The organism is Roseovarius bejariae (genome assembly GCF_009669325.1).
GTDB classification, from domain to species: Bacteria; Pseudomonadota; Alphaproteobacteria; order Rhodobacterales; family Rhodobacteraceae; genus Roseovarius; species Roseovarius bejariae.
Map to the genome: position 1 here is coordinate 2688588 of NZ_SZWE01000001.1, position 24263 is coordinate 2712850.

At 60.6% G+C, this 24263-nt stretch carries 25 protein-coding genes and 1 riboswitch; of the genes, 20 read left to right on the forward strand and 5 right to left on the reverse strand.

All coding sequences use genetic code 11. The features are described 5' to 3' along the window. The first annotated feature begins 97 nt into the window (after positions 1–97). Positions 98–201, forward strand: a riboswitch (TPP riboswitch). A 94-nt stretch (positions 202–295) separates the two neighbouring features. The 9 genes from FDP25_RS13040 to FDP25_RS13080 all read left to right on the forward strand — a co-directional run bounded on the left by FDP25_RS13040 (position 296) and on the right by FDP25_RS13080 (position 7670). Next, positions 296–1270, forward strand: a complete 975-nt coding sequence (locus tag FDP25_RS13040) for an FAD-dependent oxidoreductase (RefSeq protein ID WP_154152447.1) — start codon at positions 296–298, stop codon at positions 1268–1270. Beyond that, positions 1254–1448, forward strand: a complete 195-nt coding sequence (thiS, locus tag FDP25_RS13045; RefSeq protein ID WP_154152450.1) for a sulfur carrier protein ThiS — start codon at positions 1254–1256, stop codon at positions 1446–1448. Before FDP25_RS13040 ends, thiS begins: the two co-directional genes overlap by 17 nt. A gap of 3 nt (positions 1449–1451) precedes the next feature. Further along, the gene (locus tag FDP25_RS13050; protein WP_154152453.1) at positions 1452–2222 is read left to right on the forward strand and encodes a thiazole synthase; all 771 of its coding nucleotides are present in this window, start codon (positions 1452–1454) and stop codon (positions 2220–2222) included. Next, complete coding sequence (locus FDP25_RS13055; RefSeq protein WP_154152456.1) at positions 2219–2815, forward strand: thiamine phosphate synthase; 597 nt, start codon at positions 2219–2221, stop codon at positions 2813–2815. Before FDP25_RS13050 ends, FDP25_RS13055 begins: the two co-directional genes overlap by 4 nt. Next, positions 2812–3768, forward strand: coding sequence for a HesA/MoeB/ThiF family protein (locus tag FDP25_RS13060; RefSeq protein ID WP_154152459.1), 957 nt, complete (start codon positions 2812–2814; stop codon positions 3766–3768). Before FDP25_RS13055 ends, FDP25_RS13060 begins: the two co-directional genes overlap by 4 nt. Before the next feature lie 271 nt (positions 3769–4039). Continuing rightward, positions 4040–4993: a UDP-glucuronic acid decarboxylase family protein gene (locus FDP25_RS13065; RefSeq protein WP_343032048.1), complete on the forward strand. Its 954-nt coding sequence runs from the start codon at positions 4040–4042 to the stop codon at positions 4991–4993. Then, positions 4990–5973 (forward strand): UDP-glucose 4-epimerase GalE, encoded by a 984-nt coding sequence (gene galE / locus FDP25_RS13070; RefSeq protein ID WP_154152465.1) that lies wholly within the window; start codon positions 4990–4992, stop codon positions 5971–5973. Before FDP25_RS13065 ends, galE begins: the two co-directional genes overlap by 4 nt. A gap of 91 nt (positions 5974–6064) precedes the next feature. Next, positions 6065–6982: a glycoside hydrolase family 26 protein gene (locus FDP25_RS13075; RefSeq protein ID WP_154152468.1), complete on the forward strand. Its 918-nt coding sequence runs from the start codon at positions 6065–6067 to the stop codon at positions 6980–6982. 412 nt (positions 6983–7394) lie between these two features. Beyond that, positions 7395–7670, forward strand: a complete 276-nt coding sequence (locus FDP25_RS13080) for a hypothetical protein (protein ID WP_154152471.1) — start codon at positions 7395–7397, stop codon at positions 7668–7670. Positions 7671–7755: 85 nt separating this feature from the next. On the opposite strand, the gene FDP25_RS13085 is transcribed toward FDP25_RS13080, so the two are convergent. Beyond that, a complete protein-coding gene (locus tag FDP25_RS13085; protein ID WP_154152474.1) occupies positions 7756–9609 on the reverse strand; it encodes a glycosyltransferase family 2 protein in 1854 nt (617 codons plus the stop codon). 157 nt (positions 9610–9766) lie between these two features. Beyond that, positions 9767–10783, reverse strand: coding sequence for a UDP-glucuronic acid decarboxylase family protein (locus FDP25_RS13090; RefSeq protein WP_343032049.1), 1017 nt, complete (start codon positions 10781–10783; stop codon positions 9767–9769). A 694-nt stretch (positions 10784–11477) separates the two neighbouring features. On the opposite strand from FDP25_RS13090, the gene FDP25_RS13095 reads away from it, so the two are divergent. Further along, positions 11478–12320, forward strand: a complete 843-nt coding sequence (locus FDP25_RS13095; RefSeq protein ID WP_154152480.1) for a glycosyl hydrolase — start codon at positions 11478–11480, stop codon at positions 12318–12320. Positions 12321–12344: 24 nt separating this feature from the next. Here the strand turns inward: FDP25_RS13095 and FDP25_RS13100 are convergent, their stop codons facing one another. Next, complete coding sequence (locus tag FDP25_RS13100; RefSeq protein WP_154152483.1) at positions 12345–13184, reverse strand: DUF995 domain-containing protein; 840 nt, start codon at positions 13182–13184, stop codon at positions 12345–12347. A 219-nt stretch (positions 13185–13403) separates the two neighbouring features. On the opposite strand from FDP25_RS13100, the gene FDP25_RS13105 reads away from it, so the two are divergent. The 5 genes from FDP25_RS13105 to FDP25_RS17335 all read left to right on the forward strand — a co-directional run bounded on the left by FDP25_RS13105 (position 13404) and on the right by FDP25_RS17335 (position 16979). Then, complete coding sequence (locus FDP25_RS13105) at positions 13404–14291, forward strand: LysR family transcriptional regulator (protein WP_154152487.1); 888 nt, start codon at positions 13404–13406, stop codon at positions 14289–14291. A gap of 104 nt (positions 14292–14395) precedes the next feature. Then, complete coding sequence (wrbA, locus tag FDP25_RS13110) at positions 14396–15019, forward strand: NAD(P)H:quinone oxidoreductase (protein ID WP_154152490.1); 624 nt, start codon at positions 14396–14398, stop codon at positions 15017–15019. Continuing rightward, entirely contained in the window at positions 15016–15678 is a 663-nt protein-coding gene (locus FDP25_RS13115) for a DsbA family oxidoreductase (protein WP_246175838.1), read from the forward strand. The genes wrbA and FDP25_RS13115 overlap by 4 nt, the downstream gene beginning before the upstream one ends. A 170-nt stretch (positions 15679–15848) precedes the next feature. Then, a complete protein-coding gene (locus FDP25_RS13120) occupies positions 15849–16745 on the forward strand; it encodes an EamA family transporter (protein WP_154152493.1) in 897 nt (298 codons plus the stop codon). Between the two features lie 99 nt (positions 16746–16844). Beyond that, positions 16845–16979 carry a hypothetical protein gene (locus tag FDP25_RS17335; RefSeq protein WP_281350468.1) on the forward strand — a complete coding sequence of 45 codons (135 nt, stop codon included), beginning with the start codon at positions 16845–16847 and terminating at the stop codon, positions 16977–16979. A gap of 405 nt (positions 16980–17384) precedes the next feature. Here the strand turns inward: FDP25_RS17335 and FDP25_RS13125 are convergent, their stop codons facing one another. Both FDP25_RS13125 and FDP25_RS13130 read right to left on the reverse strand, forming a co-directional pair. Beyond that, positions 17385–18131, reverse strand: coding sequence for an SDR family oxidoreductase (locus tag FDP25_RS13125; protein WP_154152496.1), 747 nt, complete (start codon positions 18129–18131; stop codon positions 17385–17387). An 87-nt stretch (positions 18132–18218) separates the two neighbouring features. Beyond that, positions 18219–18704, reverse strand: a complete 486-nt coding sequence (locus tag FDP25_RS13130; RefSeq protein WP_246175839.1) for a cyclophilin-like fold protein — start codon at positions 18702–18704, stop codon at positions 18219–18221. A 393-nt stretch (positions 18705–19097) separates the two neighbouring features. Here FDP25_RS13130 and FDP25_RS13135 point away from each other — a divergent pair, with 393 nt between their 5' ends. The 5 genes from FDP25_RS13135 (at position 19098) to FDP25_RS13155 (ending at position 24043) form a co-directional block, all read left to right on the forward strand. After that, positions 19098–19994 carry a LysR family transcriptional regulator gene (locus FDP25_RS13135; RefSeq protein WP_154152499.1) on the forward strand — a complete coding sequence of 299 codons (897 nt, stop codon included), beginning with the start codon at positions 19098–19100 and terminating at the stop codon, positions 19992–19994. A 253-nt stretch (positions 19995–20247) separates the two neighbouring features. Next, positions 20248–20883: an NADPH-dependent F420 reductase gene (locus FDP25_RS13140; protein WP_154152502.1), complete on the forward strand. Its 636-nt coding sequence runs from the start codon at positions 20248–20250 to the stop codon at positions 20881–20883. A 20-nt stretch (positions 20884–20903) separates the two neighbouring features. After that, positions 20904–21299 carry a (R)-mandelonitrile lyase gene (locus FDP25_RS13145; RefSeq protein WP_154152505.1) on the forward strand — a complete coding sequence of 132 codons (396 nt, stop codon included), beginning with the start codon at positions 20904–20906 and terminating at the stop codon, positions 21297–21299. A 119-nt stretch (positions 21300–21418) separates the two neighbouring features. Then, positions 21419–21865 carry a (2Fe-2S)-binding protein gene (locus FDP25_RS13150; protein WP_154152508.1) on the forward strand — a complete coding sequence of 149 codons (447 nt, stop codon included), beginning with the start codon at positions 21419–21421 and terminating at the stop codon, positions 21863–21865. Between the two features lie 3 nt (positions 21866–21868). Continuing rightward, complete coding sequence (locus FDP25_RS13155; RefSeq protein WP_154152511.1) at positions 21869–24043, forward strand: xanthine dehydrogenase family protein molybdopterin-binding subunit; 2175 nt, start codon at positions 21869–21871, stop codon at positions 24041–24043. The last annotated feature ends 220 nt before the right edge of the window (positions 24044–24263 follow it).

A 24263-nucleotide genomic window follows, 5' to 3' on the forward strand; every position in this document is an offset into this window, starting at 1 on the left:
TGGGCCTGCTCGTGGCGTGTTATAACAAGTTTTGCAGGATTTGCGCCGCAATTCGGGGCGCGGGTTTGACAGGGCCGGGGGGAGTTGGTACCGCTTTGCGTAACCGTTGGGGTGCCTTTTCAAGGCTGAGAGGCGTGATTGCGTCAACCCATCGAACCTGACCCGGGCAATGCCGGCGTAGGGAACGGTCTTCTATATCTGGATGGACAGTTTCCGCGTTCGGTGCCCTTGGTAAACGGAGCATCGACATGGCTCATGTGTCGGCGATCATCGCAGGCAGTGATTGGGGGGCGGAATGACCTGTTTTACCGTTATCGGCGCCGGGGTGGCGGGGCTTGCCGTTGCCACCGAACTGGTCGGGCGCGGGGCAGAGGTGCAGGTTTACGACCCCTCCGGCCCGCCGGGTCCGCATGGCTGTTCATGGTGGGCCGGGGGCATGTTGGCCCCGTGGTGCGAATATGAAAACGCAGAAGAGCCGGTTTTGCGCCTTGGGCAGGAGGCCATTGGCTGGTGGGCGGACAAGACCGAGGTGGCGCATCGCGGAACGCTCGTGGTGGCCGCGCGCCGGGACATCCCGGATATGCGCCGGTTTGCCCGGCGCACGGAGGCGTTCCGCGAGGTCGGCCCGGAGTTGGCCGAGCTTGAACCCGATCTGCCCGGATTTTCCAGGGGCCTGTTTTTCGAGGGGGAGGCGCATCTGGACCCGCGCAAGGCATTGCAGGACCTTTACAAGGGACTGCAGGCCAAGGGGGTGCCGTTTCACAGGAAGCCGGCGCCGCCACGCCTGAAAAATGCCATTGATTGCAGGGGGTTACATGCCCGCGACATCCTGCATGATCTGCGTGGGGTGAAGGGCGAGATGCTGGTTATTCGCTGCCCGGATGTGAACCTGTCGCGGCCCGTGCGCCTGCTGCATCCGCGTATCCCGCTTTATATCGTGCCGCGCGGCGACGGGATTTACATGCTGGGCGCGACGATGATCGAAAGCGAGGACAGCAGCCGGATCACCGCGCGGTCCATGCTGGAACTGCTCAGCGCGGCTTATGCGCTCAACCCTGCCTTCGGCGAGGCGGAGGTTCTGGAAATCGGCGTCGATCTGCGCCCGGCGTTTCCCGACAACCTGCCGCGTATTCGCAGGCTGGGACATACGATTTATGCCAACGGGCTGTATCGGCACGGGTATCTTCTGGCGCCTGCGCTGGCGCGGGGGGTGGCCGATCTGGCCCTGAACAACAGACATTCGGAGATGGTCGATGAAGATCGTAGTTAACGGAGACCCCCGCGAGGTCACCGCCGCCACCCTGTCGGGTTTGCTGGCGGAATGCGGCTTTTCCGGGCGGGTTGCAACGGCGGTGAACGAGGCGTTCGTTCCTGCGGGCCTGCGGGAGCAACACAGGTTGAACGAGGGTGACCGGGTCGAGATCGTCGCCCCGATGCAGGGGGGATAAGCCATGAAGACGTTTTATGGGACCGAATTGCCCAATCCTTTGATGCTGGGCACGGCGCAGTATCCAAGCCCGGCCATCCTTGAACAGGCGTTCAGGGAAAGTGGCGCGGGGGTCGCCACGGTTTCCTTGCGCCGGGAAGGCGCCGGGGGCGCGGGACAGGCCTTTTGGCAGGTGATTCAGGACCTTGGTGTTCTGATCCTGCCCAACACCGCCGGGTGCCATACGGTCAAGGAGGCGGTGACGACGGCCCAGATGGCGCGCGAGGTCTTTGGGACCAAGTGGATCAAGCTGGAACTGATCGGCCACACCGATAGCTTGCAGCCAGATGTGTTCCAACTGGTCGAGGCGGCCCGCATCCTGACCGACGAGGGGTTCGAGGTGTTCCCCTATACCACCGAGGACCTGATCGTGGCCGAGCGCCTGTTGGGCGCGGGTTGCGAGGTGTTGATGCCATGGGGCGCGCCGATCGGGTCGGGGCGGGGCCTGACCAATGAATATGCCCTGCGCGCGATGCGGGCGGAGTTCCCCGATGTTCCCTTGGTCGTCGATGCGGGGATCGGTTTGCCCAGCCATGCCGCACGGGCGATGGAGCTGGGCTTTGACGCGGTGCTGCTGAATACCGCCGTGGCGCGGGCCGGGGACCCGGCGGCGATGGCGCGGGCGATGATGGGGGCGATTCAGGCCGGGAAACTGGCGCATGAGGCCGACCCCATCGAGGCGCGGGACATGGCCGAAGCCTCGACCCCGGTGATCGGAAAGGCCTTTTTGTCATGACGCTTGATCGGTTTTACCCCATTTTCGACCATTCCGATTGGCTGCGCCGGATGCTGCCGCTGGGCGTGAAGCTGGTGCAGTTGCGGATCAAGGACCAGCCCGAGGACGTCATCCGAGACGAGATTGCCGCATCGCGGGACCTGTGCCGCGCGCATGGGGCGGTTCTGGTGGTGAACGACCATTGGCGGGAGGCCATCGAACTGGGCTGTGACTGGGTGCATCTGGGGCAGGAGGACCTTGATGAGGCGGATTTGCAGGCGATCCGCGCGGCGGGACTGAAACTGGGCGTGTCGACCCACGACGAGGCGGAGTTGGAGCGCGTGCTGGACATGCGGCCCGATTACGTGGCGCTGGGCCCGGTCTATCCGACGATCCTGAAGAAGATGAAATGGCACCAGCAGGGCCTGCCGAGGGTTGCCGAATGGAAGGCCCGGGTCGGTGTTGTGCCCCTGGTCGGGATTGGTGGCATGTCGGTGGAGCGCGCGCCGGGGGTCTTCGAGGCGGGGGCGGATATCGTCTCGGTCGTGACGGATATTACCCTGAATACCGACCCCGAGGCGCGGGTGCGCGCGTGGATCGAGGTGACGCGATGAGCCGCTATGCCCGCCAGATGATCCTGCCGGAGGTGGGCGCGGAGGGGCAGGCCCGCATCACCGGGGCGCGTGTTCTGGTTGTCGGGGCCGGTGGGCTGGCCGCCCCGGCCTTGCCGTTGCTGGCCGGGGCCGGTGTGGGCCATCTGACGATCGTCGATGCCGATAGGGTTTCCCTGTCGAACCTGCACCGGCAAACCCTGTTTGCCGAGGAGGATTGCGGGACGCCCAAGGCCGTGGTTGCCGCGGATCGCTGCCGGGCGATCAACGGGGAAATCAAGGTTGAGGCGGTTGAGACCCCCCTGACCCCGGCCAATGGGCCGGGCCTTGTGGCGGCGGCGGATCTGGTTCTGGATTGCGCGGACAGCTATGCCGTCAGCTATACCCTGAGCGATATTTGCATGGCGCAGGGTGTGCCGCTTATCAGTGCCTCGGTTCTGGGGCTCGGGGGCTATGCGGGCGGGTTTTGTGGCGGGGCGCCATCGCTGCGCGCCCTGTTCCCCGAGGCCCCGGACAGCGGGGCGAGTTGCGAAACCGCTGGTGTTCTGGGGCCGGTTGTCGGGATGATCGGGGCGATGCAGGCGCAGATGGCGTTGAGTGTTCTGCTGGGGCTTGCGCCCTCGCCACTAGGGCAGTTGGTGCAGTTCGACGGCCTGCGCTTTCAGTCCAGCAGTTTCCGTTTCGATGGCGCGCCGGAACCTGACGCGCGGTTTGCCTTTGTCGCGGCCTCGGAGCTTGGGGCAGGGGACAAGATCATCGAGTTGCGCGAAGATGGCGACCCTTTGCATCCGTCGGCGCACCGCCTGGCTGCCGCCGAAGTGTCCGGGCATTTGCCCGACCCCGGGACGCGCCTCGCGTTGTGCTGTGCAACGGGCCTGCGGGCGTGGCGGACGGCCGAGCAGGTCAGGCAGGTCTGGCCCGGGGAGATTGTTCTTGTGGCTGCGGCGGCGTCCTGATCAAGGCCGACCGGGGTGGTTTTCGCCCGCCACAATCGCTATTGGCGAGGGGGCTGAATTCCCGCCCTGTCGGGCATTTGGTTAATAAAGGTTAACCTCGTCGCCGAGGATTGATATAAATCATTATTAACAAGGGAAAATGTTCCATACTTGGCGTATTCGGGCAGGTGCGGTGTGCATCGGTTTACGAATCCCGCCGCAGAAGTCTGGAGTTTCCGGTGACCGCCTTGATGGAGCAAGTACAATAGCGCGCCTTGGAAAGACAGTGATCGTGACTGGCGGGAGTGGATTCCTGGGGTCGTGGCTATGTGATCGGTTGCTGAAGGAAGGCCACCGGGTCATTTGCATCGACAACTTGATGACAGGCCGGATTCAGAACATCCAAGCCTACCTGAGCCTGCCGAATTTTACCTTCTGGCAGCAGGATATCATCAACCCGGTCTATATCGACGAGCCGGTACACCAGATTTACAACCTTGCCTGCCCGGCCTCGCCGAAATGCTATCAGGCCGATCCGGTACACACTTTCAAGACCAGTGTTATCGGGGTCATGAACATGTTGGAACTGGCCGGCCGGCACGGTGCGCGGCTTTTGCAGGCCTCGACATCCGAGGTTTACGGCGACCCCGAGTTCAACCCGCAAAGCGAAACCTATTTCGGCAACGTCAATGTCTATGGGCCGCGTTCCTGCTATGACGAGGGGAAGCGCGCGGCGGAAACCCTGATCCGCGAATACCACCTGCATCGCGGTGTCGACACGCGCATCGCGCGGATATTCAACACCTACGGACCGCGCATGCGGTACGATGACGGGCGCGTTGTTTCAAATTTCATTGTCGAGGCCCTGAAGGGTGAGGATATTACCGTTTACGGTGACGGGTTGCAGACGCGATCCTTCTGTTTTTACGAGGATCTGATCGACGGTCTGGTCCGGCTTATGCACGCGTCTTCCGAAGTGGATCATCCGGTGAATCTTGGCAATCCGGACGAGCACACGATACTGGACCTCGCCGAGCGGGTGATCGAGATGACCGGCGCGAAATCCCGGCTTGTGTTCTCGGACATGCCACAGGACGACCCGCACATTCGTCGGCCCGACATCGCCTGTGCGATGCGAGAGCTGGACTGGAAACCCAAGGTGCCGCTGCAAGACGGGTTGGCCCGGACCGTTGCTTATTTCCGGCAAGACCTGCAAGACCGTGGCGCCACGGAGGTGGCAGGATGAGCGGTGAACCCATTTTGGTGACCGGCGGCGCGGGGTATATCGGCAGCCATGTGTGCAAGCAGCTGTCGAAGGTCGGGAACCTGCCGGTGGTGATGGACAATCTTTCGGTCGGTCATGCCGATGCGGTGAAATGGGGGCCGCTTGTAACGGCCGATATTCGCGATACGACGGCGGTCGAGGCCACGCTGCGCGATTACGGGATCAAGCGCGTGATGCATTTCGCCGCCTTTGCCTATGTCGGCGAGTCCGTCGCGCATCCAATCGCGTATTACGACAACAATGTCGGGGGCATGATCTCGTTGCTCAAGGCCTGTGGCGCAGCCGGTGTCGAGTCGCTTATCCTGTCCAGTAGCTGTGCCACCTACGGCATCCCCGAGCACCTTCCGATCTCGGAGGACACGCCGCAAAATCCGGTCAATCCTTATGGCCGGACAAAGCTTATCTGTGAACACATGCTGCGCGATGCGCAAACGGCACCTGGCCTGCGCTTTGCGGCGTTGCGGTATTTCAATGCGGCGGGGGCCGACCCCGAGGGCGAGTTGAGCGAAAGACACGACCCGGAAACCCATGTCATCCCGCTGGCCTTGATGGCCGCCGCCGGACGGCGGGCGCATTTCGATGTCTATGGCACCGATTACCCGACGCCGGACGGCAGTTGCATTCGCGATTTCATCCATGTCGAGGACCTGGCGCGCGGCCATGTCGAGGCCTTGGCGCATCTTGACGCCGGGAAAGACAGCTTTGCCGTCAATCTTGGCACCGGGAAAGGGCATTCGGTTCTGGAACTTGTGGCGGCGATTGAGCGATTGACGGGATCACGCCTGCCGGTGCGCCATCGGCCCAGACGGGCAGGGGACCCGCCTGTTCTGGTGGCTGATGCCGCGAAAGCGCGGGATTTACTTGGTTTCGAGGCACGGTCAAGCGATCTGGATACCCTGATTCGTGATGCAATGCCGGGATTTGTGGGACCCATGCAATGACCCCAGCGTTCCAAATCCTTGAAGGATATAGTATACTTACCGGATATAGAGGCGCATATTCCAAGGCGCCCCGTTAAGAAGGGAGACGAAAATGACGTTCCTGATTGCGGCGAAAGACCATTGCGGGGGGCGATGGTTGTCCGTTTTGGCACTGGCCTGTGCCGGAGTTTTTTCATTTGCTCCAGTCCATGCCGCCCCGCCGGGTGAATTGCCCTTCGGTGTTTATGACCCGAATGGCGATTTCGAGTCTGATCCCGAAGTGACCATCGAACATTTGTTCCTGCCGTGGGAAGACGTTTTCCTGCCAAGCCTCGTGGATGCCGATGTTTACGCCAAGGATCGAAATCGCGCCATTCTGGCGACGATCGAGCCTTGGACATGGTCACGCTCGGAGCGCAACAGCCCGGATATCCTCAAGCGTAATCTGGCGTCGGGTGAGTATGACCAGTACATGCGCGGTATCTGTGCGGTTCTGGGCACGATGGAAAGCCCGGTCACCGTGCGCTGGGCCCAGGAGATGGATGACTACACCAGTCAGTTCATCTGGGCAGGCTGGCAGCCCGGACAGTATATCGAGGCGTATCGCCGGGTCGTCGATATTTGCCGGGAAGAAGCCCCGAACGTGAATTACATGTGGTCGCCGCTTGGATATGAAAACCTTGCCGAATTCTATCCCGGCGACGATTACGTGGACCTTGTCGGGGTATCCGTCTTCGGCTTGCAGGCGTGGGAGCAAGAGAAGTTCGGCGAGGAATTGAGTTTTGTCGATATTCTGACGCCGCGCTATGAGCGTGCCGTGGAATTCGGCAAACCGGTTGTGGTGGCCGAATTGGGATACGTCGGTGATAGCGACTATGTTCAAAAATGGGAGAACGACGTGCGCCAGGCCTATCCGCAGTTCCCGGAGTTGGTGGGCGTGGTCTATTTCAACCAACACGAGGTTTACCCGTGGCCCGATGGCTATGGCCTGCCCGATTGGCGTATCGATCACCGGGTGACGGACCAATAACGCCGGACAGCCAGTTTTTTGGGGGGCGCTGCCGTTGCAGCGCCCCTTTTTGTATGAGGTGGTGTGTCAAATGGCGAAAATCCGCTAGCGTTCGAAGGGCCGGAAAAGCGCCGCCTGAGTTTTGGCGCTAGTTTTAAGAAATTATTCAGAAAATCAGCCTAAGCCTGTCTGTCATTCGAAAGGTTTTGTCACGAACAGACCCTGCAAATGCCGCAAAAAGACCACGCTTATGTGGTCCTTTGGGAATTGCGAGTTGCTCGTGTCAAAGGTTGCACGGTATTTGTAGCTTGTGAGGGAAACCTCGCGTTACAGGCAAGTCAGCAGTGACTACCGCAAGATTGGACCTTTGATTTTACCGCTTTGGCGGGCGGGTGACGTTTTGCTGGTCAGATCCTCAACAAGGGGCAGACGAATGAAGACTATCGGAGCATACACGAAGCGCGCCATCGCCATGAGCTTGATTTCGGCGGTGACGCTATCGGCGGCCCCTGCATTGGCAGGTGGCAAGGTGGGTCAGAACGGGCGCGCCATTCAGGTGAGCTATGATTGGCTGAGCGAGTCCAGTTCCTCGCGTCTTTCGGCAGCAGAGCGCCGCCGTCTTGCCGCGCGTATCGCGAAACACGGCAATGGCTCGTATATCTGTTCGCCCTCGGGGTTCGGGAAGAAATCGCGCTGCTACGCGCGGTGACGTGATCTAGGTTAACCCGGCTGGGGCATTCTTGAGCGCGCTTTCGGGGCCAACCCGCCCCGCTTGGGCGCCGGGGGTCTTGCGCCTATTCATCCTGCCAGGGCGATACGAATTGGTAATGTACCGGTGCGCCGCGCCCCCTGAGCCCGGCGCCCGAAACGACGTATTGCACCTTGACGAACTGGTACTTTCCCAAGCCCGATGAGAGTGCATAAAGCCCATCCATCCCACGTAAATACAAGGATGCCGTTGCAAGGGTGACCAGCAGCGGGATCATCGCCATCTGCGGCGCAAGGGTGCGTAACGCCCGGCCAAAACCGATCTGGTGGTCGCGGATATGGCGCACGACGATCACGATGACCACGACCAGATAGGCAAAACCGCTGATGAAGGTGAGCAGGTAAAACCCGGCCGCGTCCTGCAAGAAATCCACCATGATCACCGGAATGAAACAGCCAAGGGCCAAGCCGACATAGGGCAACACCACCCGAAGCGGCAGCTTTATGTCAACGGCTTCGCCCTTGGGCGTTATCCGGAAATCCACGAACCCTCCGAATACGCGGTCTCGTACGGCCATGAGACAGCCCCATAAAACCCAGGGCCATTGCAATGCGGGAAACAACGCCTTTTCCCAGCTCCAGACGCGCCCATCCTTTGGGCGATAGAAACCATCGCGTTTCAATGAGACGGAAAAGGCGATCATGGCCAGGGTCGGTGCGGTTATATGCAAGATGAACTGGGGATATGTCACATCGGCATAGCGTATGTCGAAGAGTACCGCGACGATCGGCACAAAGTAGAAAACGACCATCACCCCGGCGATGATGGGGTAAAGCAACTGGCACAGCACGAACTGGTAACGCAGGCGCCTTGGCAGGTCCTGAAAATATCTCGGTGTATGGAAGAGCAACAAGGATACAAGGCTGCGTGACCACTGGAATTCCTGTGTGCACAGGTCGCTGACCGTGGCTGGCCCGTCCCCCATGGCGATAGCGTCGAAGGCATGCACGCCTTTCCAGCCGCCCGCACTCATGATCATGGTCGTGGAGTGATCCTCGGCCAGTTCCGGCCCGAGGCCGCCAACCTGTTTCAACGCCTTTGTCCTGACGGCGTAGTGTGACCCGATGCACATGGGCGTCAGGGTTCCGGCATAGCCGCATTGGAATATTCCGTGAAACCCGGCCTCGGTATGAAGGCGGGTGCGTGCGGCCCAGCTTTCGTCGGCATTCGCGCCACAGATGCTTGGCGCGCTGACATAGCCGACCTCGGGGTCGGCGAAGCCGCGCATGATTTCCTCAAGGTAGGTGGGGCGTGGCACGTGGTCGGCATCAAATTGTGACACGAAATCATACTGGTCATAGCCGTAATGATCATAGAAATAGGCAAGGTTGCCTTCCTTGCACCGCGTGCGGCGCGGCCAGCTTTGGCGATGGTAATCGGGACGGTCCTTGCGTGTGGAGATTTTGACGCCATGCGCCTTGCACCAGGCGATGGTTTCTGGCTGCGGGTCTTCGTCGGCCAGCCATGTATCGTGCGGATAGGTCTGGGCGAGCATTGCCTCAAGCGTTTTCCTGACCAGTGAAAACGGTTCGGACGGGGTTTTGGTGACAATCATCGCCACGCGAACATCATCCGGGTTTGGGGGATCGAGCGCCGGAACAACGGCCCGCCGCGACACGACGATCAGCAGGATTTGCAGTATGAACAACCAACTGAGGGCAAAGGTTACGACCCAGTAACGCGCCCCGGGCAGGATGTGATCGGGATGTAGCCACCACGCCCAGAACCACAGTGCTGCCAAGGCCCAGATTATCGCCAGAATATGATATTTTATGCGTTTGCGGCCTTGCAGGAGAGGCTTTGTATAGGTCGTCTTGCCGGACTCCTGCCGGGGTTTGGGCGATGTCTCAGATGTGACTGTGTCAGGCGCCGATTTCATCGCTTGGTCCAAACCGTCAGGGAAGGCGTGCAAAATGTCTTGCGTTATGAATCAGGTTATCCGCTTGTCCTTTAAAGACAAGCTTTGAAACTTGCGGAAGCGGTGGAAATCAGTCCTCAGTGGGATGTATGGCGGGCAGGTAGATCCCCAAGGGGATCTACTCGGCCACAAAGATTTCCGGCGACGGGTTGCGAAGTTCCCGGGCGAAGTAGGGAATTGTCCGGCGCAATCCCTGTCGCAAGCTCACCTTCGGCTGCCAGCCCAGCAACGCCTTGGCCTGAGTGATGTCAGGGCACCGTTGCAACGGGTCATCCTGCGGTAAAGGCTGGAACGTGATCCCGGATTTCGAGCCGACCTCTTCTATGACAATCTCTGCCAGTTCGCGCATGGTGAACTCGCCGGGGTTGCCGAGGTTGACGGGAGTGTGGATCGGCGGCTCGGAATGCATGAGCAGAACAAGACCGCGCAAGAGATCGTCGACATAGCAGAACGAGCGGGTCTGCAACCCGTCCCCATAGATCGTGATGTCGTCACCACGCAGGGCCTGCGTGACGAAATTTGAAACCACGCGCCCATCTGCGGGGTCCATTCGCGGCCCGTAGGTATTGAAAATCCGTGCAATGCGGGTGTCGATCCCTTGCCGGAGACCGGATTCGTAGAAAAGGGTTTCGACGGCGCGTTTGCCTTCATCATAGCAGGCGCGCGGCCCCATGGTGTTGACGTTGCCATGATATTCCTCGGGTTGCGGCGTTATATCGGGATCGCCGTAAACCTCGGATGTCGAAGCCTGAAGGATGCGCGCGCCTTTCGCCTTGGCCAACTCAAGCAGGGTTTCGGCACCGTGCACGTTGGTCCAGAACGTCTTGATCGGGTCAAGCTGGTATCGCGGTGGCGATGCCGGGCAGGCCATGTTGTAGATCAGGTCGATCTTGGCCTCGGTCCAATAGCGTTCGGTCACGTCGTGCCGGACAAATTCGAAGTTTGGCCGGTCGAGAAGGTGCGCGATATTCGCTATTCGTCCTGTCGACAGGTCGTCAAGGCACAGGACGCGGTCCTTCCGCTTGATATAAATGTCGCAGAGTTGAGAGCCGAGAAATCCCGCCCCTCCTGTAATCAAAACCGTTGTAACATCACTTTTTATTGTATGGAGCGGACCGAGCTTTGCGACGCTCACAGTGTCTACCGAGTCGTACAACATTGTTTTCCCCCACAAAGTGGGCACACAATGCGCCTGCTCGTTGGATTTTCTGGATTGTTCCCCCAATCAGATCATGACGCGATCTGGAAACATCCGCGCAATCGAAGGTTTTTCCCCCGTGTTTTTAAAGTGTACCCAGCATCCAAAATTGGACGTTTCAACAAATTTAGTACGAACCCTTGGCGACATTTCGTCAATGACTATCGCGGCGAACGTACGAAATAGCAATAAATTCAATCAATTAGTGTGATTCCGCGCGGCGCGACCACTTTTGCGCGAGTCCACGGGGAAGTGGTGATCACTCTTGTCGTAGGCCATGACGGCTGAGGTCCGCGGGTGGGCGGCTTTCTGCCATGCGGCCGGGTAGGGGGGCGCAACGGTTGACCCTTGGTCGCGTTGCTTTAAACGCAAATGAAGTGATGAGTATCTGGCGCCGTGTGGAGACTGCTTCAAGAAGAAAGCGCTCCGCCTGCGCCGCAAGCGATGTCTGGTCGCAGGTTGATTGGTGGGGATAGTCGAGCAGATCTTCGATCTCCGTTCATGTTTGCCGGAATACGCGCGGGCTTGTCCTGTCGTGTCGTGGCTGTGCAAATGATCGGAAAATCGTCTCGTTACGGCCTCATTTCCGCCGCCCTGATTTGCGACCATCAGAGGCCAGATCGAGGTGGACATGACCAGATTTCTACTCATCTTTGCGACACTTTTGGCGCTTGCCGGGCAAGCGACCGCGCAGAAGGCCGGGGTGGGTGCGTGGGAAAACCCGCGCCGGACCATGATGTCGTGGATAGAAGAGACCCCAGCCTTGGGGTGGTATTACAATTGGCGCACCGATCAAATCCATTCACGCAAACACACGGCACGTGATGTCGAATTCGTGCCGATGATCCACGGGGCCAAGGACATCAACAAGCGCATCCGTTCGGATGTTCCGGTGCGGGCGCTTTTGGGATTCAACGAGCCCGATGGCGGGCAGGGCGCCCATCAGGCGAATATGCCCATCCGGGAGGCTGTGCGCCTTTGGCCGCGGCTTGAGCGTCGGGGCCTTCGCCTGGGCAGTCCGGCCACGACACAGGGGCAGACGCTTGGCCGCAATTCGTGGCAGCGGCGCTTCATGAACCAAGTCGAGGCCAAGGGCCTGCGGGTCGATTTCATGGCCGTGCACTATTATTCGACCACCGGCGACGTCAGGGAGTTTCAAAGGTGGCTGAAAGCGGTTTATGCCGAATATCGCCGCCCGATCTGGGTAACCGAGTTCGCCTTTATAGATTGGCGCCGGCCAAGCAGCGCGTCATACGCGAAAAACGCCAGGTTCATTCAGCAATCCATGCTCATGATGGAACGTCTGCCCTTCGTTGAGCGCTATGCGTGGTTCGCGGCCAATCCCTATCCTTGGAAAGGCCGCGCGCCACAAATTAATCTGGTCAGCAATGATCTGGCTCGTACCCCAGTGGGGCGGGCTTTTGATCAGGCGTTGTCGCAAATTTCCGGTGTCCGGGTGTCGTCGGCGGACTGATCCGGCCGCGCCGTGTGGCCACCTCTATTGACCAAGCCGCTTTTTCTGACGGGCAAAGCGTTTGGCATAGACATTTCCCCTGACCAGATTGTCACGCGGTGCAAAAACGCTCCAAGCCCAGTTTTGACCGGTTGGAGATTGCCAGATCGTGCCCTTCTCGTCCTTGGCATGGCGCCAGCAACGTTTGTTTTCCACGCTGCCGTATTCGGGGCTTGTCCAAGTGGCGTCAACGCAAAGCCGACCCTGTGAGGTGGCATACCACTTGCCTTCGCCAATCTCGTTGTCCCCTGCAATGGCGGTGAATGTGCCGTCATTGCCAAAGTATCCGTGGCCGTTTTTCCAAGTCCAGGTTTTCCCCAGGAAGGTATCGGCCACGGCCCGGGCCTCCAACGGCTTGGCATTGATGCCTGGCCGCTGCCCGGTGACATACTGGTACCGGTATTCGTAGATATTGCCGGTGACGAGGTCGTCGCGGGGATCGAAGCGCGAGAAGTTGTACCAAAGACCGCCTTCAAGCGGGGCTTGCCAAACCTGTTTTTGTTCGTCCGCGACATGCTTCCAGCATTTCTTGGCCGGTGCCGCCGTGTTTCCACTGGACCACTCGGCCTTGAAGCAAACCTTGCCGCCCGGTGCGGTGTACCATTCGCCTTTGGCGCTTTGCGTGCGCCCTACAACGGCCTGAAAGCTTCCGTCCGGCCCAAAGTAGGCGTGGCCGTCGTCCCATTCCCATGTCTTGTTGCTGAAAGCCTGAGACAGCCAGTCCTGAGCTATGGGCAAGGGGTTGTGTTCCGGGGTTTCAGCCGAACTTATGCTCCCGATCATGGCGACCACGGAGAAGACGGCGAAAAAGTCTTTCAATTTCATGGCAATAATCCCCAATAATCATGTTATCATACCAGAGAATTCACAAATATTCCAGATACTTGTAGCGATTATGCCTGATCGGGGCCTTTGGAATACCGGGGGTCTGTTGCGTATTTTGAGGCAAAACATCTGCAACCGCGCACTACATAATTGCTTTGTCGGGTGCGCTGCCCCTTGGCGGGCATTTCTTTCATCTCGGGTTCGTGCTTTTAATCGGTCATGGACAAGTTGTCAGTCATGTACGCGTTTTGCCGGATCGTCGAGCGCAGCAGCTTTGCACGTGCTGCAGAGGATATTGGTGTATCGCCGGCCTTGTTGAGCCGTGAGGTGAAGCTTTTGGAAGAAAGCCTTGGGGCGAGTCTGCTGACCCGCACGACGCGCAGCATGTCGCTGACCGAGAATGGTCAGCTATTTTATGACGAGGCCCATCGGATTCTCGGTGCTGTCGGCCAAATGGAAGACCGCATCCGAAAAGGGGCGGGGGAGGTCAGCGGACACCTCAAGATCAACGCGCCGAGTTCCTTCGGGCAGATGGTGATCGCGCCCATGCTGCCGGATTTCGTGGAACGGTATCCCGACTTGCGCCTGACCCTGTCGCTTGATGATCGCGTTGTCGACATGATCGAGGGCGGCTTTGATGTCTCGATCCGCATTCGACCGTCCATGCCCGATTCCGCGCTTATCGCCCGAAAGATCGGGACCATGCGGCAACGCATCTTCGCCGCTCCGGGATATGTCGCCAAGCATGGCGCACCAAAGTCACCGGGCGAGATTGTTCAGCATCGTATCATCGGGTTCCTGCTTGCGGACCACCTGACGTCTTGGGCTCTGCACAGGGATGGCGAGGTCACCGAAGTCCCGGTGGACCCTTCGATACGGGTCGGGAACAGCCTTGTGCTCAGGGATCTTCTGATCGCGGGGCAGGGGATCGGGACCTTGCCGGATTTCATCTCGGATGCGGAAGAGTCAAAAGGGGCGCTTGTCCGAGTGCTGCCGGATTATGACCTTCCGGCGCCGGGGATTTTCGCGGTCACCGGATCGCGGCTTGGGCTTGATGCGCGCGTTTCGGCATTCCTTGAATATCTTTACAAGGTGCTGCGGCGCTGACATTCTTCAATCAGCGTAAAGAGTGATCTTACATCGCGCCGGTTATTCCGCCGCCTTCCATGACCGATCTTCTTGGCAGTTCAAACCAAGCCAAGGAGATTCCCATGACCCGGATCCTTATTGCCTATTATTCCAGCTATGGCCATGTGCGCGCACTGGCCGAGGCCGAAGCCGAAGGGGCCCGTGGTGTGCCCGGCACGACGGTCGACATCCGCCGGATTCCCGAAACAGTTCCAGAGGCCGTTCGCGAAAGCGCGGGTTACGTGGCCGATGACACCCCCGAGGCGTCGCCGGCCGATCTGGCGAATTACGATGGCATCCTTTTCGGCACGCCCACCCGGTTCGGGATGATGGCGGGGCAGATGAAGCAGTTTCTCGATCAGGCGGGCGGCCTTTGGGCGCAAAACGCACTGGTCGGCAAAGTCGCGGGCGTCTTTGCCTCGACCGGCTCCCAGCACGGCGGCCACGAGGCCACCCTGCTGTCCACACAGATTCCGCTCCAGCATTTCGGCATGTTGATCGCGGGGATGCCCTATACATTCGCGGGCCAGACGTCGCGCGAGGGCATCATCGGGGGCGCGCCCTATGGTGCGGGGACGATTGCCGGTGCCGACGGGGCGCTTGCGCCGACCGAGACAGACCTTGCCGGTGCCCGCTTCCAGGGGGCGCATGTGGCGCGGATCGCCGCACAGCTCGCGGCGGGTGCAGATAGGTCGGAGGCGGCATGATGACCCGTTCTCTGACCATAGATTTCTACCATGACGTTGTTTGCGTCTGGTGCTTCAATATCTCGTCCCGAATGCGCAGGTTGGTGTCCGAATGCGATCTCGACATTCGCCACCGGACCTTCGTGCTTCAGGACAGCGAGCAGGCGATGGCCGAACGCTGGGGCACCCCCGATCAGGCCCGCGAGACCATTCTTGGCCACTGGGCCGCTTGCCGAAGGGCCAGCGATCATCCCGAAGACATCAACATCGACGGGATGCGCCAAGCGGGGTTCGATTACCCGCATGGCATGGTGGCGGCGCTGGCCTGCAAGGCGGCCGAGCTGATCTCGGGGCACACCGGCCATTGGGATATGTTCGACCGCTTGCAACACGCGCATATCACCGAGGCACGCAACATCGCGGACCGCGATGTCGTGGCCGGGTTTGCCGCATCCATTGGGTATGACCGCGCCGCGTTCGTAACGCTGCTGGACGATCCCGAAACAGCGCGGCGCGTGGAGGCCGACCGCCAACACGCGCGACGCTTTCAGGTCTACAGCATTCCGACGCTGATCGTACGGGAGACCGGGACACGCCTTGTGAATGGGCCGGTCGAGGACCTGCGGGCCCAGCTGAGCTTTGCCCTTCGCCTTGCCGAACAGCGGGAGGGAGCGGTCTGATGCGGTGTCTTGCCCCTCTTCAGCGGTGGTATCGCGCGCGGCGCCGCCTGCGCGGCGTGCCCGATGACCTTCCCCGTACCTTATGCGCGACATAGGGCTTGAACCACGAGCCGAGTTGCGCCGCCTTCCGTCCACGCTCCATTGGTGAGCCCTTAGCGGAGATGCATGTCATGTCTCGAACTTCCGATATTCTTATCACGGCGCTTGCCCCGGCCATCTGGGGCAGCACCTATTTCGTCACCACAGAGTTCCTGCCGGCGGGCTACCCGATCACCCTTGCGGTGTTGCGGGCCCTGCCGGCGGGCCTGCTGCTTCTGGCCGTCACACGGTGCCTGCCGCCGCGTGATTGGCTGGGCCGGGTGTTCCTGCTCGGGGCGCTGAACTTCGCGGTGTTCTGGACGCTTCTGTTCGTTGCGGCCTACCACCTGCCGGGGGGCGTTGCCGCGACCGTGACCTCGGTGCAGGCCCTCATCGTGATCGGCATGGCGCGCGGGTGGCTGGGCACACCCGTCCGCTCGGCGGCTGTCATCGCGGCCATCACGGGGATCACGGGCGTCGGCCTTCTGCTTCTCGGGCCGGGTGCGGCGCTTGATCCGGTCGGGGTCACCGCGGCCCTTGGCGCCGCGGCGGCCATGGCCGCGGGAACCGTCCTCAGCCGTAAATGGCAACCCCCGGTCGCCGCCTTGAGCTTTGCGGCGTGGCAGTTAACCGCAGGTGGCCTTATCCTCCTGCCTCTGTCACTCATCGTGGAACCCGCCCTGCCGCCGCTTACGCTGACCAATATCGGCGGACTTCTTTGGCTCGGGCTGATCGGGGCCGCGGTGACCTACTGGATCTGGTTCCGGGGTGTTGCCCGGATTGAACCCGGCGCGGTTTCGATGCTCGGGATGATGAGTCCTGTGACCGCGGTTGTCCTTGGCTGGACATGGCTTGGACAGGCCTTGAGCCCACTCCAGATACTCGGCGCGATCGTGGTGTTGGCATCGGTCTGGGTCAGCCAAGCGGCGAACCGCCCCGGCGGGATGGCGATGCCGCGGTTGTTTATGCGGCGCAGGCCTTCGATCTGACTTTGCAAGGTTCGAATATTGCGCAGAAGCAAGGAGGGCGCCCCGATCCCTTCATGAAAACAGGCATATTGCGGGCTCGTGATGCGAGCCTGCTTTGCCATGTCATCATTTGTGGATCATGGCGTGACCGACTGTCCTGTCATCTTCGTTGGCGACATGGGGCAGGTGGGCTACCGGCCCGAGCACCCCATGCAGATGATCTTGTCATTGGATGAAATGACAGCCGCCGCCTGAAGGCTGAAGGCGGCCCAGGGATCGAAGTGCGAAGGGGGCTTTGGTCTTCCTCCAGCGAGACTTCATTGGATGTCGCCACCTGCGCTTACTGCCAAGGACACCTCATCGTTCAATACTGCGGCCCACTGGACGAGATGCAAAAGGGAATGACGCTCTGATCAAACAAGCGCTGTTTTGAAAGAAGAGATCGCCTTTCCAACGTCCTCATCGCGCCGTTTCTTGGGAGTCACGCAGGCCATCGCGCGGGGGCGCTGGATGAACGTGGGACGGTCCGGCGAAAGGCAGCTACAGAGGCAATACGGACATTTGGCAGTGGATTCCTTTGTTGCTGTTGCACGAGCGTTCTGATCGCGCTTTATCCGGGGGGATGAGGCCGCCCCGAACATGCAGGACGGCCCAGATGGATCACACGGGTTGCACCGTCGGACGAAACAGGATTTCGTTTACATCGACGTTTTCAGGTTGCGACACCGCGAACGAGACCATGTCGGCCATCGTGTTCGCAGGAACCGCGATCTGGCTGACAAACTCACGCACATTGTCGCCGAGTTCGGGTTCGGTGATGTGCTGGGTCAGTTCGGTGTCCACCGCGCCGGGCGAGATGACCGTGACACGCACGTTGTAGTCCTTAACCTCTTGACGCAGCCCCTCGGAGAGAGACCGGACGGCATGTTTTGTCGCACAGTATACGGCGCCGGACGCAACCGTGATGTGGCCATAGACGGAAGAAACATTGATCACCTGGCCTGATTTCTGTTCCTTGAAAATCGGCAGGGCGGCGGCGATGCCGTAAAGCGTGCCTTTGATGTTCACATCGATCATCTGGTCCCATTCGTCGATCCGCAGGCTTTCGAGCGGTGAAAGCGGCATCAGACCCGCATTGTTGAAGATCACGTCAACACGGTCGAACCTGTCCTTCGCAGTATCGACGAGAGCCTGAACATCGGCGCGCTTGGTGACATCCGTGGCGACAGCGACCGCTTCGCCGCCGGCCTCGGTGATGTCCTTCACGATGCCGTCGAGCCGGTCCAGCCGCCGCGCGCCGAGGGCGACCTTGGCCCCATTGGCGGCGAGATCCCGGGCGGTTGCCTCGCCCATACCGCTGGAGGCGCCGGTGATGACGATGACTTTTCCTTTGATGTTGTCGGTCATGATTTTTCCTTTTGCATTGGACAAGATCGAGTAACAGCGATCCAAGGTCGGACCGCCTGCATATGTGTTTGGAATTGGGTTTTGGGATCAGTCGGTTGCTTCGATGCGGACCGGAATGGACCCATCCCGGATCAGAGCGTCGATCGGCCCGTCGAATTCGCCCAGGCGAACGAGACCGCGAGACTCCTGAAACGGCTTGTAGAAGATCGCAAGATTGCCCCAGGGCGCATAAAGCGTGATGTCGCCCGTCTCGGGCTTGTAACTGGCGGGCGCGCCGGAGGTGTCAATCTCACGCGGAAGATCTGCGACCTTCTCGATCCCGTGGTAATCCGTCAGCGTCACTTCCAGCGGAAGCATTGCGGCGAAGTCCTGTCCCGGCGTCGTGTCGTCAAGTGTGGCGAACAGCACGTTACCACCGACGGTCACCTGGATTCTGGTCATGGCGGAGTGATCCTTCGTTTCTACTACGGTGTCGGCCAGTGCCGGACCGACAAGGGACAGCACCGACGATATCGTCACAACTATGATCCTGGACAGCTTCATCATCGAAATCCCCTCGATTACGGATGACATAAACCTACACGCTGCCTCTTTAATCTGCTTTTTGCCACTACCTCTCATGAGGAAAATTCATCAATCCGAGAGTCGCAGGCGAACCCCGGATATCATCCCGTCATGCGAGAGGACGGCACCGGAAACGTCTGTTGCATGTAGAGATGGGCCCACACGGCCAATGGAAATTAACCGTGCCAGAGAACGTGATGGCATGACTGGCGGCAAGGGCGATCTTACCGGAACGGCATACATCAAGCCTGTGTTCCCGGCCTGTGACCGGTTCGTCGTGGCGGTCCGCAGGCCATGACGATACCTGTGTCGAAACGGACACTCCATCGACACATGAGTTGTGCACATATATCCTGAACATGGCGCCCAAATATCAACGACCAACAGATCACGGAATTCTTCATGCTCCGAGAGAACATTCAAGACTTGATTGCGCTTGCCGCAGTCGCCGAGGAGCGCAGCTTTACCCGCGCCGCCGCCCGCCTGAATGTCTCGCAATCGGCACTCAGCCATACCATCAAGGGGCTGGAGCAGCGGCTTGGATTGCGTCTTCTCACTCGGACGACCCGGTCGGTTGCTCCGACGCTGGAAGGCGAGGATCTGTTGGCAGCATTGAACCCGTGTTTCGAGACAATCGAGGCTCGGCTGCAAGCCTTGAACGATTCACGGGATGTGCCTTCGGGGACAGTGCGGATTGCCGGGGTGGAATATGCAATCGAGTCTCTTCTGTGGCCCAAGCTTTCGCCGGTGTTGAAGCAATACCCGGACGTCAAGATCGAGTTCGTCATGGACTATGGATATACCGACCTGGCCGAAGCGCAATGTGATGCAGGCGTGCGCTATGGCGACCAAGTGAGCGAAGGCATGATCGCCATGCGTATCGGCCCTGATGAACGCATGGTCTGCGTGGGCGCGCCATCCTATTTTGAAACAGTCGGCACACCCGAAACACCGTACGACCTTGCAAACCACCAATGTATCAATCTGCGCCTGTCGAACCACGGCGCGCTCTATGCGTGGGAGTTCGAGGATACGGACGGAAACGAGATCCGCATAAAGGTGCGGGGGCAGGCAATCTTCAACACGATCAATCCCGTGTTGCGGGCGGCGAAAGATGGTCACGGTCTTGCGCTGGTTCCCGAGAGGCTGGCGCAGGAGCTTCTCGACAAGGGCGATCTGCGGATCTGCCTGGGCGATTATTCGCCTTATTTTCCGGGGTTCCACCTTTACTACCCCAGTCGGCAGCGTCCATCTTCCGCGTTCGAGGTGGTGCTTGAAGCACTGCGAGAGCGGGGCTGAGGATTTATTAGGGTCCCTCATGAATGGCTTGCAGATTTGGGCCATTAACCGCAGCGCAGGGTTGCTCCATATCTGCGGAGACTGAATACCATCCTCAAGGAGTTGCCGATGAAGATCTATCTCACCGCCTCCGCTCTTGCATTGATCACGACAACTGCTGTGGCTCAGGACGCTTCGGGAACCACATGGAGCAAGAGCAGGCATCGGGGCCCGAACGCCCCGTTCGTCTAATCCGAAAAGGAGCTAGCAGGACATGAAGATCGGGATTCTCGGATCGGGATTGATGGGCGCCAATCTGGGCAAGCTATGGGCCCGAGAGGGGCATGAGGTAATCTTTGCTTACTCCCGCAGCGTGCAAAAGCTCGAACGCCTCGCGCAAGAATGCGGTGGATGTCATGGATCCGTTTCCGATGCTGCGAACACGGCCGATGTTCTGTTGCTGGCGGTCCACTGGTCCCGTATCGAGGATCTGCTGGAAAAGGCGGGCGAACTGTCGGGAAAGGTTGTTCTGAACTGTTGTGTCCCCCTCAACGAGACAGATACCGAAATCGCAGTCGGCACGACAACCTCGGGCGCCGAAGAACTGGTCCGGTTGCGGCCGAAGGCGCGGTGGGTGTCGTGTTTCAACACGGTCCCGTCCGAAGCCTTCGAGCCGGTATATGCCCGCAAGGGTGCCATCCCCCAGCCGCAGGTGCTGATGTATGGCGACGACGCGGGCGCGAAAGACGTCGCTGACGGCCTGATCCGCGAGATCGGCTTCGAGCCGCTCGAGGCAGGCCCTCTGCGAACCGCCCGGTTTGCAGAACCCTTCGCCATGGTCACCGCCGAGCTGGCCTATTCCCAGCCCGGCGGTCCAGCTCTGACCTATCGTTTTGAAAAGCTGCGCTGACTGCGCGGGAAAGGAAAGACATGAAAATCACGCGATCCGGTGCAAACCCGTCCAATCCCGGACCCGAGGACTATTTCACAGGCACAGTTCGCATCGATCCGTTGTTCGCAGCCGAAGACCCGGGGAGGGCCAGCGGCGCGCAGGTCACGTTCGAGCCCGGTGCGCGTACGGCATGGCATACGCATCCGGCGGGCCAGACACTCATTGTAACATTCGGTCGGGGCCGCGTTCAGCGCGACGGCGGCCCTGTCGAAGAAATCCGCCAGGGGGATGTTGTCTGGTTTCCCGCCGGGGAAAAGCACTGGCATGGGGCCGAGCCGGATACGGCCATGAGCCATATCGCCATTCAGGAAAGCATCAATGGCTCACCCGTCACCTGGATGGAGAAAGTTTCGGATGAAGACTACGGCGGTTGAAATCCGCCGATGTCCCGATCAGCCGTGGCTTTGCAGCGGCAGGGCCCTACCATCCAAAGCAACAAGGGGAATCATCGAAGCGCCGCCCCGACCGCAACACAGACCCGAAAGGAGTTCTCATGCAGCTTAACATCAATGGAACGACCCATGAGGTCGACGTCGAGCCAGATACCCCGCTTTTGTGGGTCATCCGCGAAGAGATCGGGCTGACCGGCACGAAATTCGGGTGCGGGATTGCACAATGCGGAGCCTGCACCGTGCTGGTCGATGGTCAGCCCACCCGGTCCTGTGTGACCCCGGCCGAGGGGCTTGAAGGGGCAAAGATCACCACGATCGAAACCGTTGAGAATGATCCGCTCGGCAAAAAGGTGGTCGAGGCCTGGGTCGATCACCAGGTACCGCAATGCGGCTATTGCCAATCCGGGCAGGTGATGGCGGCGACCGCGCTTCTGGCGCAGACCCCGAACCCGAGCGAGGCGGACATCGACGCCGCGATGACCAACCTTTGCCGCTGTGGCACCTATAACAAGGTCCGCGCCGCCATTCGCAGCGTTTCGGAGGCCTGAACCATGAAAGACCTGACACCAGACCCCAACCGCCCGCTCAATGTCTCGCGCCGTGGCTTTATGACTGGAACCGCTGCGCTTGTCCTCTCGGTCAGCCTTCCGACACGGAACGCCCGCGCGCAAGGCGAAGCCGCTCCGGTCGACGCGTATCTGACACTGAAGACGGATGGCACGGCCACCCTGCAAAGCCCGTTCATCGAGGGCGGGCAGGGCGTCTTTTCGGCATTGGCGCAGATCGTCGGCGAAGAGCTCGATCTCGACCCTGCGCAGATTGCCGTGGAATGTGCGCCTCCCGGCGACGCCTACAAGACCATCGACGGCGCCCGCTTTACCGGCGGCAGCCTGTCGATCCGGTCAAGCTATACCCTCATGCGGACGCTCGGTGCATCCGCCCGCGCGATGCTGGTGCAGGCGGCGGCCGAAAACTGGGGCCTGGACGCCAGCGAAGTGACGACCGAGCCCGGCCATGTCCTGCACGAGGACAGCGGCAAGCGGGCCGGGTACGGCGACTTTGCCGAAGCGGCGATGGATATGCCCGTGCCCACGGATGTCAGCCTGCGCGATCCCGCCGATTTTCGCTGGATTCGCCAGCCCTTGCCGCGCTTCGATGTGCGGTCCAAATCCACGGGACAGGCGAAGTACAGCATCGACGTCGACGTCGATGGCCTTCTGAATGCTGCCGTGCGTCACGCACCGCGCCTTGGTTTGACGCCGGTGTCGGTGAACAACCTCGATGACATCGAAGCGATGCGCGGCGTGCATTCCGTGCATATGCTGGACGGCGCCGTCGCCGTTGTGGCCGATAAGTTCTGGCAGGCCCGGCGCGCGGTCGAAGCCGCGAAGATCGCGTGGGAGGCAGGCGATTCCAACTACCCGATGCCCGCCGACTTCTCGTCGACGGGATTTCATGAGGTACTGCGGGCCGAGGCCGGACCCGGCGTCGAAGTGGAAGCCGAGGGCGATGCGCCTCAAGCGCTGGCAAACGCCGAGACCGTGATCGAGGCGGACTACGACGCGCCCTTCCTTGTCCATGGTCAGCTTGAGCCGCCCTCGACAACCGCACGGTTCAACGAAGACGGGACGCTCGATCTGTGGCTGCCCAACCAAGCGCCTGAAATGTTCCAAGGGGCTGCGGCGGGCGCCGCCGGTATCCCCGCGGAAAACATCCGCATCCATTCGCAGCTTCTGGGTGGCTTTTTCGGGCGGCATTTCCTTTATGCCGGCGCCAGCCCGTTTCCGCAGGCCATCGAACTGGCCCGTGCCACGGGTCGTCCGGTCAAGGTGCTGTGGACCCGCGAGGAAGAGTTCCTGCGCGATGCGAACCGACCCATGGCGGTTGCCCGGTTCCGCGGCGCAGTCGATGCAAACGGCCCCTCCGCACTGACGATCGAAGCGGTCGGCGAAGGCCCTGTCGGTCGCTGGTTCGGGGCGCCACCGGGCCAGGACGGCTCGGCGCACGAGGGCCTGAGCGGAAAACCCTACGCTATCGACAACCGGCGGGTCGGACATGTCTTCGTGCAGAACCCGGCGATGATCGGTTTCTGGCGCTCGGTCGGGCACTCGATGAATGACTTCTTTTATGAAGCGTTCCTCGACGAGCTGGCGGATGCGGCGGGGCGCGATCCGTTCGAAATGCGCCGCGGCTTGCTGGAGGGATCGGACCGCCACCGCAGGTTGCTGGAGGCCGTCGCGGACCTGTCCGGCGGCTGGCAGGGCGCGGCCTTCGACGCCGAGGACGGCAGCCGCCGGGCGCGCGGCGTGGCCATGGCCTCACCTTTCGGCTCGGAGACGGCCACTATCGCCGAGGTCTCGCTCGACGGCGGCGCAGTGCGCGTGCATCAGGTCTGGGTCGCGATCGACCCGGGGCAGATCGTCAATCCGGCGGTGATCGAGGCGCAGGTCCAGTCCGCCGTCGCGCTCGGCGTGTCGCAAACACTGGTCGAGGAACTGGTCTACGAGAACGGCGAGCCGCAGGCGCGCAATTTCGACCTCTATCCCGTCCTGCGCCCTGATCAGATGCCCGAGGTCCATGTCCGGATCGTCGAAAGCGGTGCCACCATGGGCGGAATCGGCGAGCCCGGCCTGCCCGGGGTCGCACCGGCTATCGTCAATGCCGTGGCGAACCTGACAGGACAACGGGTACGCAGCCTGCCGATGTCAAAACACGATTTCGGATAAGGCAAATGGATAGCCGGCGTATTGTACGCGGCGGCAGAACCTGATCGGCCGCTTGATCTCTGCTCAGCACAGCGATCAAGCGGCCGTGCCCTTCTAAACAATATCCAGAAATTCATGACGGTAGATCAGGCATGTGTCTCTCGCTGACCAAGGTCACCGCCTGATGACCGCGCATCGGAACGTATTGTGGGGAACGACCTTCCGATTGTCAGGAATTGGC

Coding starts and splice junctions, on each gene's coding strand:
- FDP25_RS13040 (WP_154152447.1), top strand. CDS start 296: ATGACCTGTTTTACCGTTATCGGCGCCGGGGTGGCGGGGCTTGCCGTT.
- thiS (WP_154152450.1), top strand. CDS start 1,254: ATGAAGATCGTAGTTAACGGAGACCCCCGCGAGGTCACCGCCGCCACC.
- FDP25_RS13050 (WP_154152453.1), top strand. CDS start 1,452: ATGAAGACGTTTTATGGGACCGAATTGCCCAATCCTTTGATGCTGGGC.
- FDP25_RS13055 (WP_154152456.1), top strand. CDS start 2,219: ATGACGCTTGATCGGTTTTACCCCATTTTCGACCATTCCGATTGGCTG.
- FDP25_RS13060 (WP_154152459.1), top strand. CDS start 2,812: ATGAGCCGCTATGCCCGCCAGATGATCCTGCCGGAGGTGGGCGCGGAG.
- galE (WP_154152465.1), top strand. CDS start 4,990: ATGAGCGGTGAACCCATTTTGGTGACCGGCGGCGCGGGGTATATCGGC.
- FDP25_RS13075 (WP_154152468.1), top strand. CDS start 6,065: ATGACGTTCCTGATTGCGGCGAAAGACCATTGCGGGGGGCGATGGTTG.
- FDP25_RS13080 (WP_154152471.1), top strand. CDS start 7,395: ATGAAGACTATCGGAGCATACACGAAGCGCGCCATCGCCATGAGCTTG.
- FDP25_RS13085 (WP_154152474.1), bottom strand. CDS start 9,609: ATGAAATCGGCGCCTGACACAGTCACATCTGAGACATCGCCCAAACCC.
- FDP25_RS13095 (WP_154152480.1), top strand. CDS start 11,478: ATGACCAGATTTCTACTCATCTTTGCGACACTTTTGGCGCTTGCCGGG.
- FDP25_RS13100 (WP_154152483.1), bottom strand. CDS start 13,184: ATGAAATTGAAAGACTTTTTCGCCGTCTTCTCCGTGGTCGCCATGATC.
- FDP25_RS13105 (WP_154152487.1), top strand. CDS start 13,404: ATGGACAAGTTGTCAGTCATGTACGCGTTTTGCCGGATCGTCGAGCGC.
- wrbA (WP_154152490.1), top strand. CDS start 14,396: ATGACCCGGATCCTTATTGCCTATTATTCCAGCTATGGCCATGTGCGC.
- FDP25_RS13115 (WP_246175838.1), top strand. CDS start 15,016: ATGATGACCCGTTCTCTGACCATAGATTTCTACCATGACGTTGTTTGC.
- FDP25_RS13120 (WP_154152493.1), top strand. CDS start 15,849: ATGTCTCGAACTTCCGATATTCTTATCACGGCGCTTGCCCCGGCCATC.
- FDP25_RS17335 (WP_281350468.1), top strand. CDS start 16,845: ATGTCATCATTTGTGGATCATGGCGTGACCGACTGTCCTGTCATCTTC.
- FDP25_RS13125 (WP_154152496.1), bottom strand. CDS start 18,131: ATGACCGACAACATCAAAGGAAAAGTCATCGTCATCACCGGCGCCTCC.
- FDP25_RS13130 (WP_246175839.1), bottom strand. CDS start 18,704: ATGTCATCCGTAATCGAGGGGATTTCGATGATGAAGCTGTCCAGGATC.
- FDP25_RS13135 (WP_154152499.1), top strand. CDS start 19,098: ATGCTCCGAGAGAACATTCAAGACTTGATTGCGCTTGCCGCAGTCGCC.
- FDP25_RS13140 (WP_154152502.1), top strand. CDS start 20,248: ATGAAGATCGGGATTCTCGGATCGGGATTGATGGGCGCCAATCTGGGC.
- FDP25_RS13145 (WP_154152505.1), top strand. CDS start 20,904: ATGAAAATCACGCGATCCGGTGCAAACCCGTCCAATCCCGGACCCGAG.
- FDP25_RS13150 (WP_154152508.1), top strand. CDS start 21,419: ATGCAGCTTAACATCAATGGAACGACCCATGAGGTCGACGTCGAGCCA.
- FDP25_RS13155 (WP_154152511.1), top strand. CDS start 21,869: ATGAAAGACCTGACACCAGACCCCAACCGCCCGCTCAATGTCTCGCGC.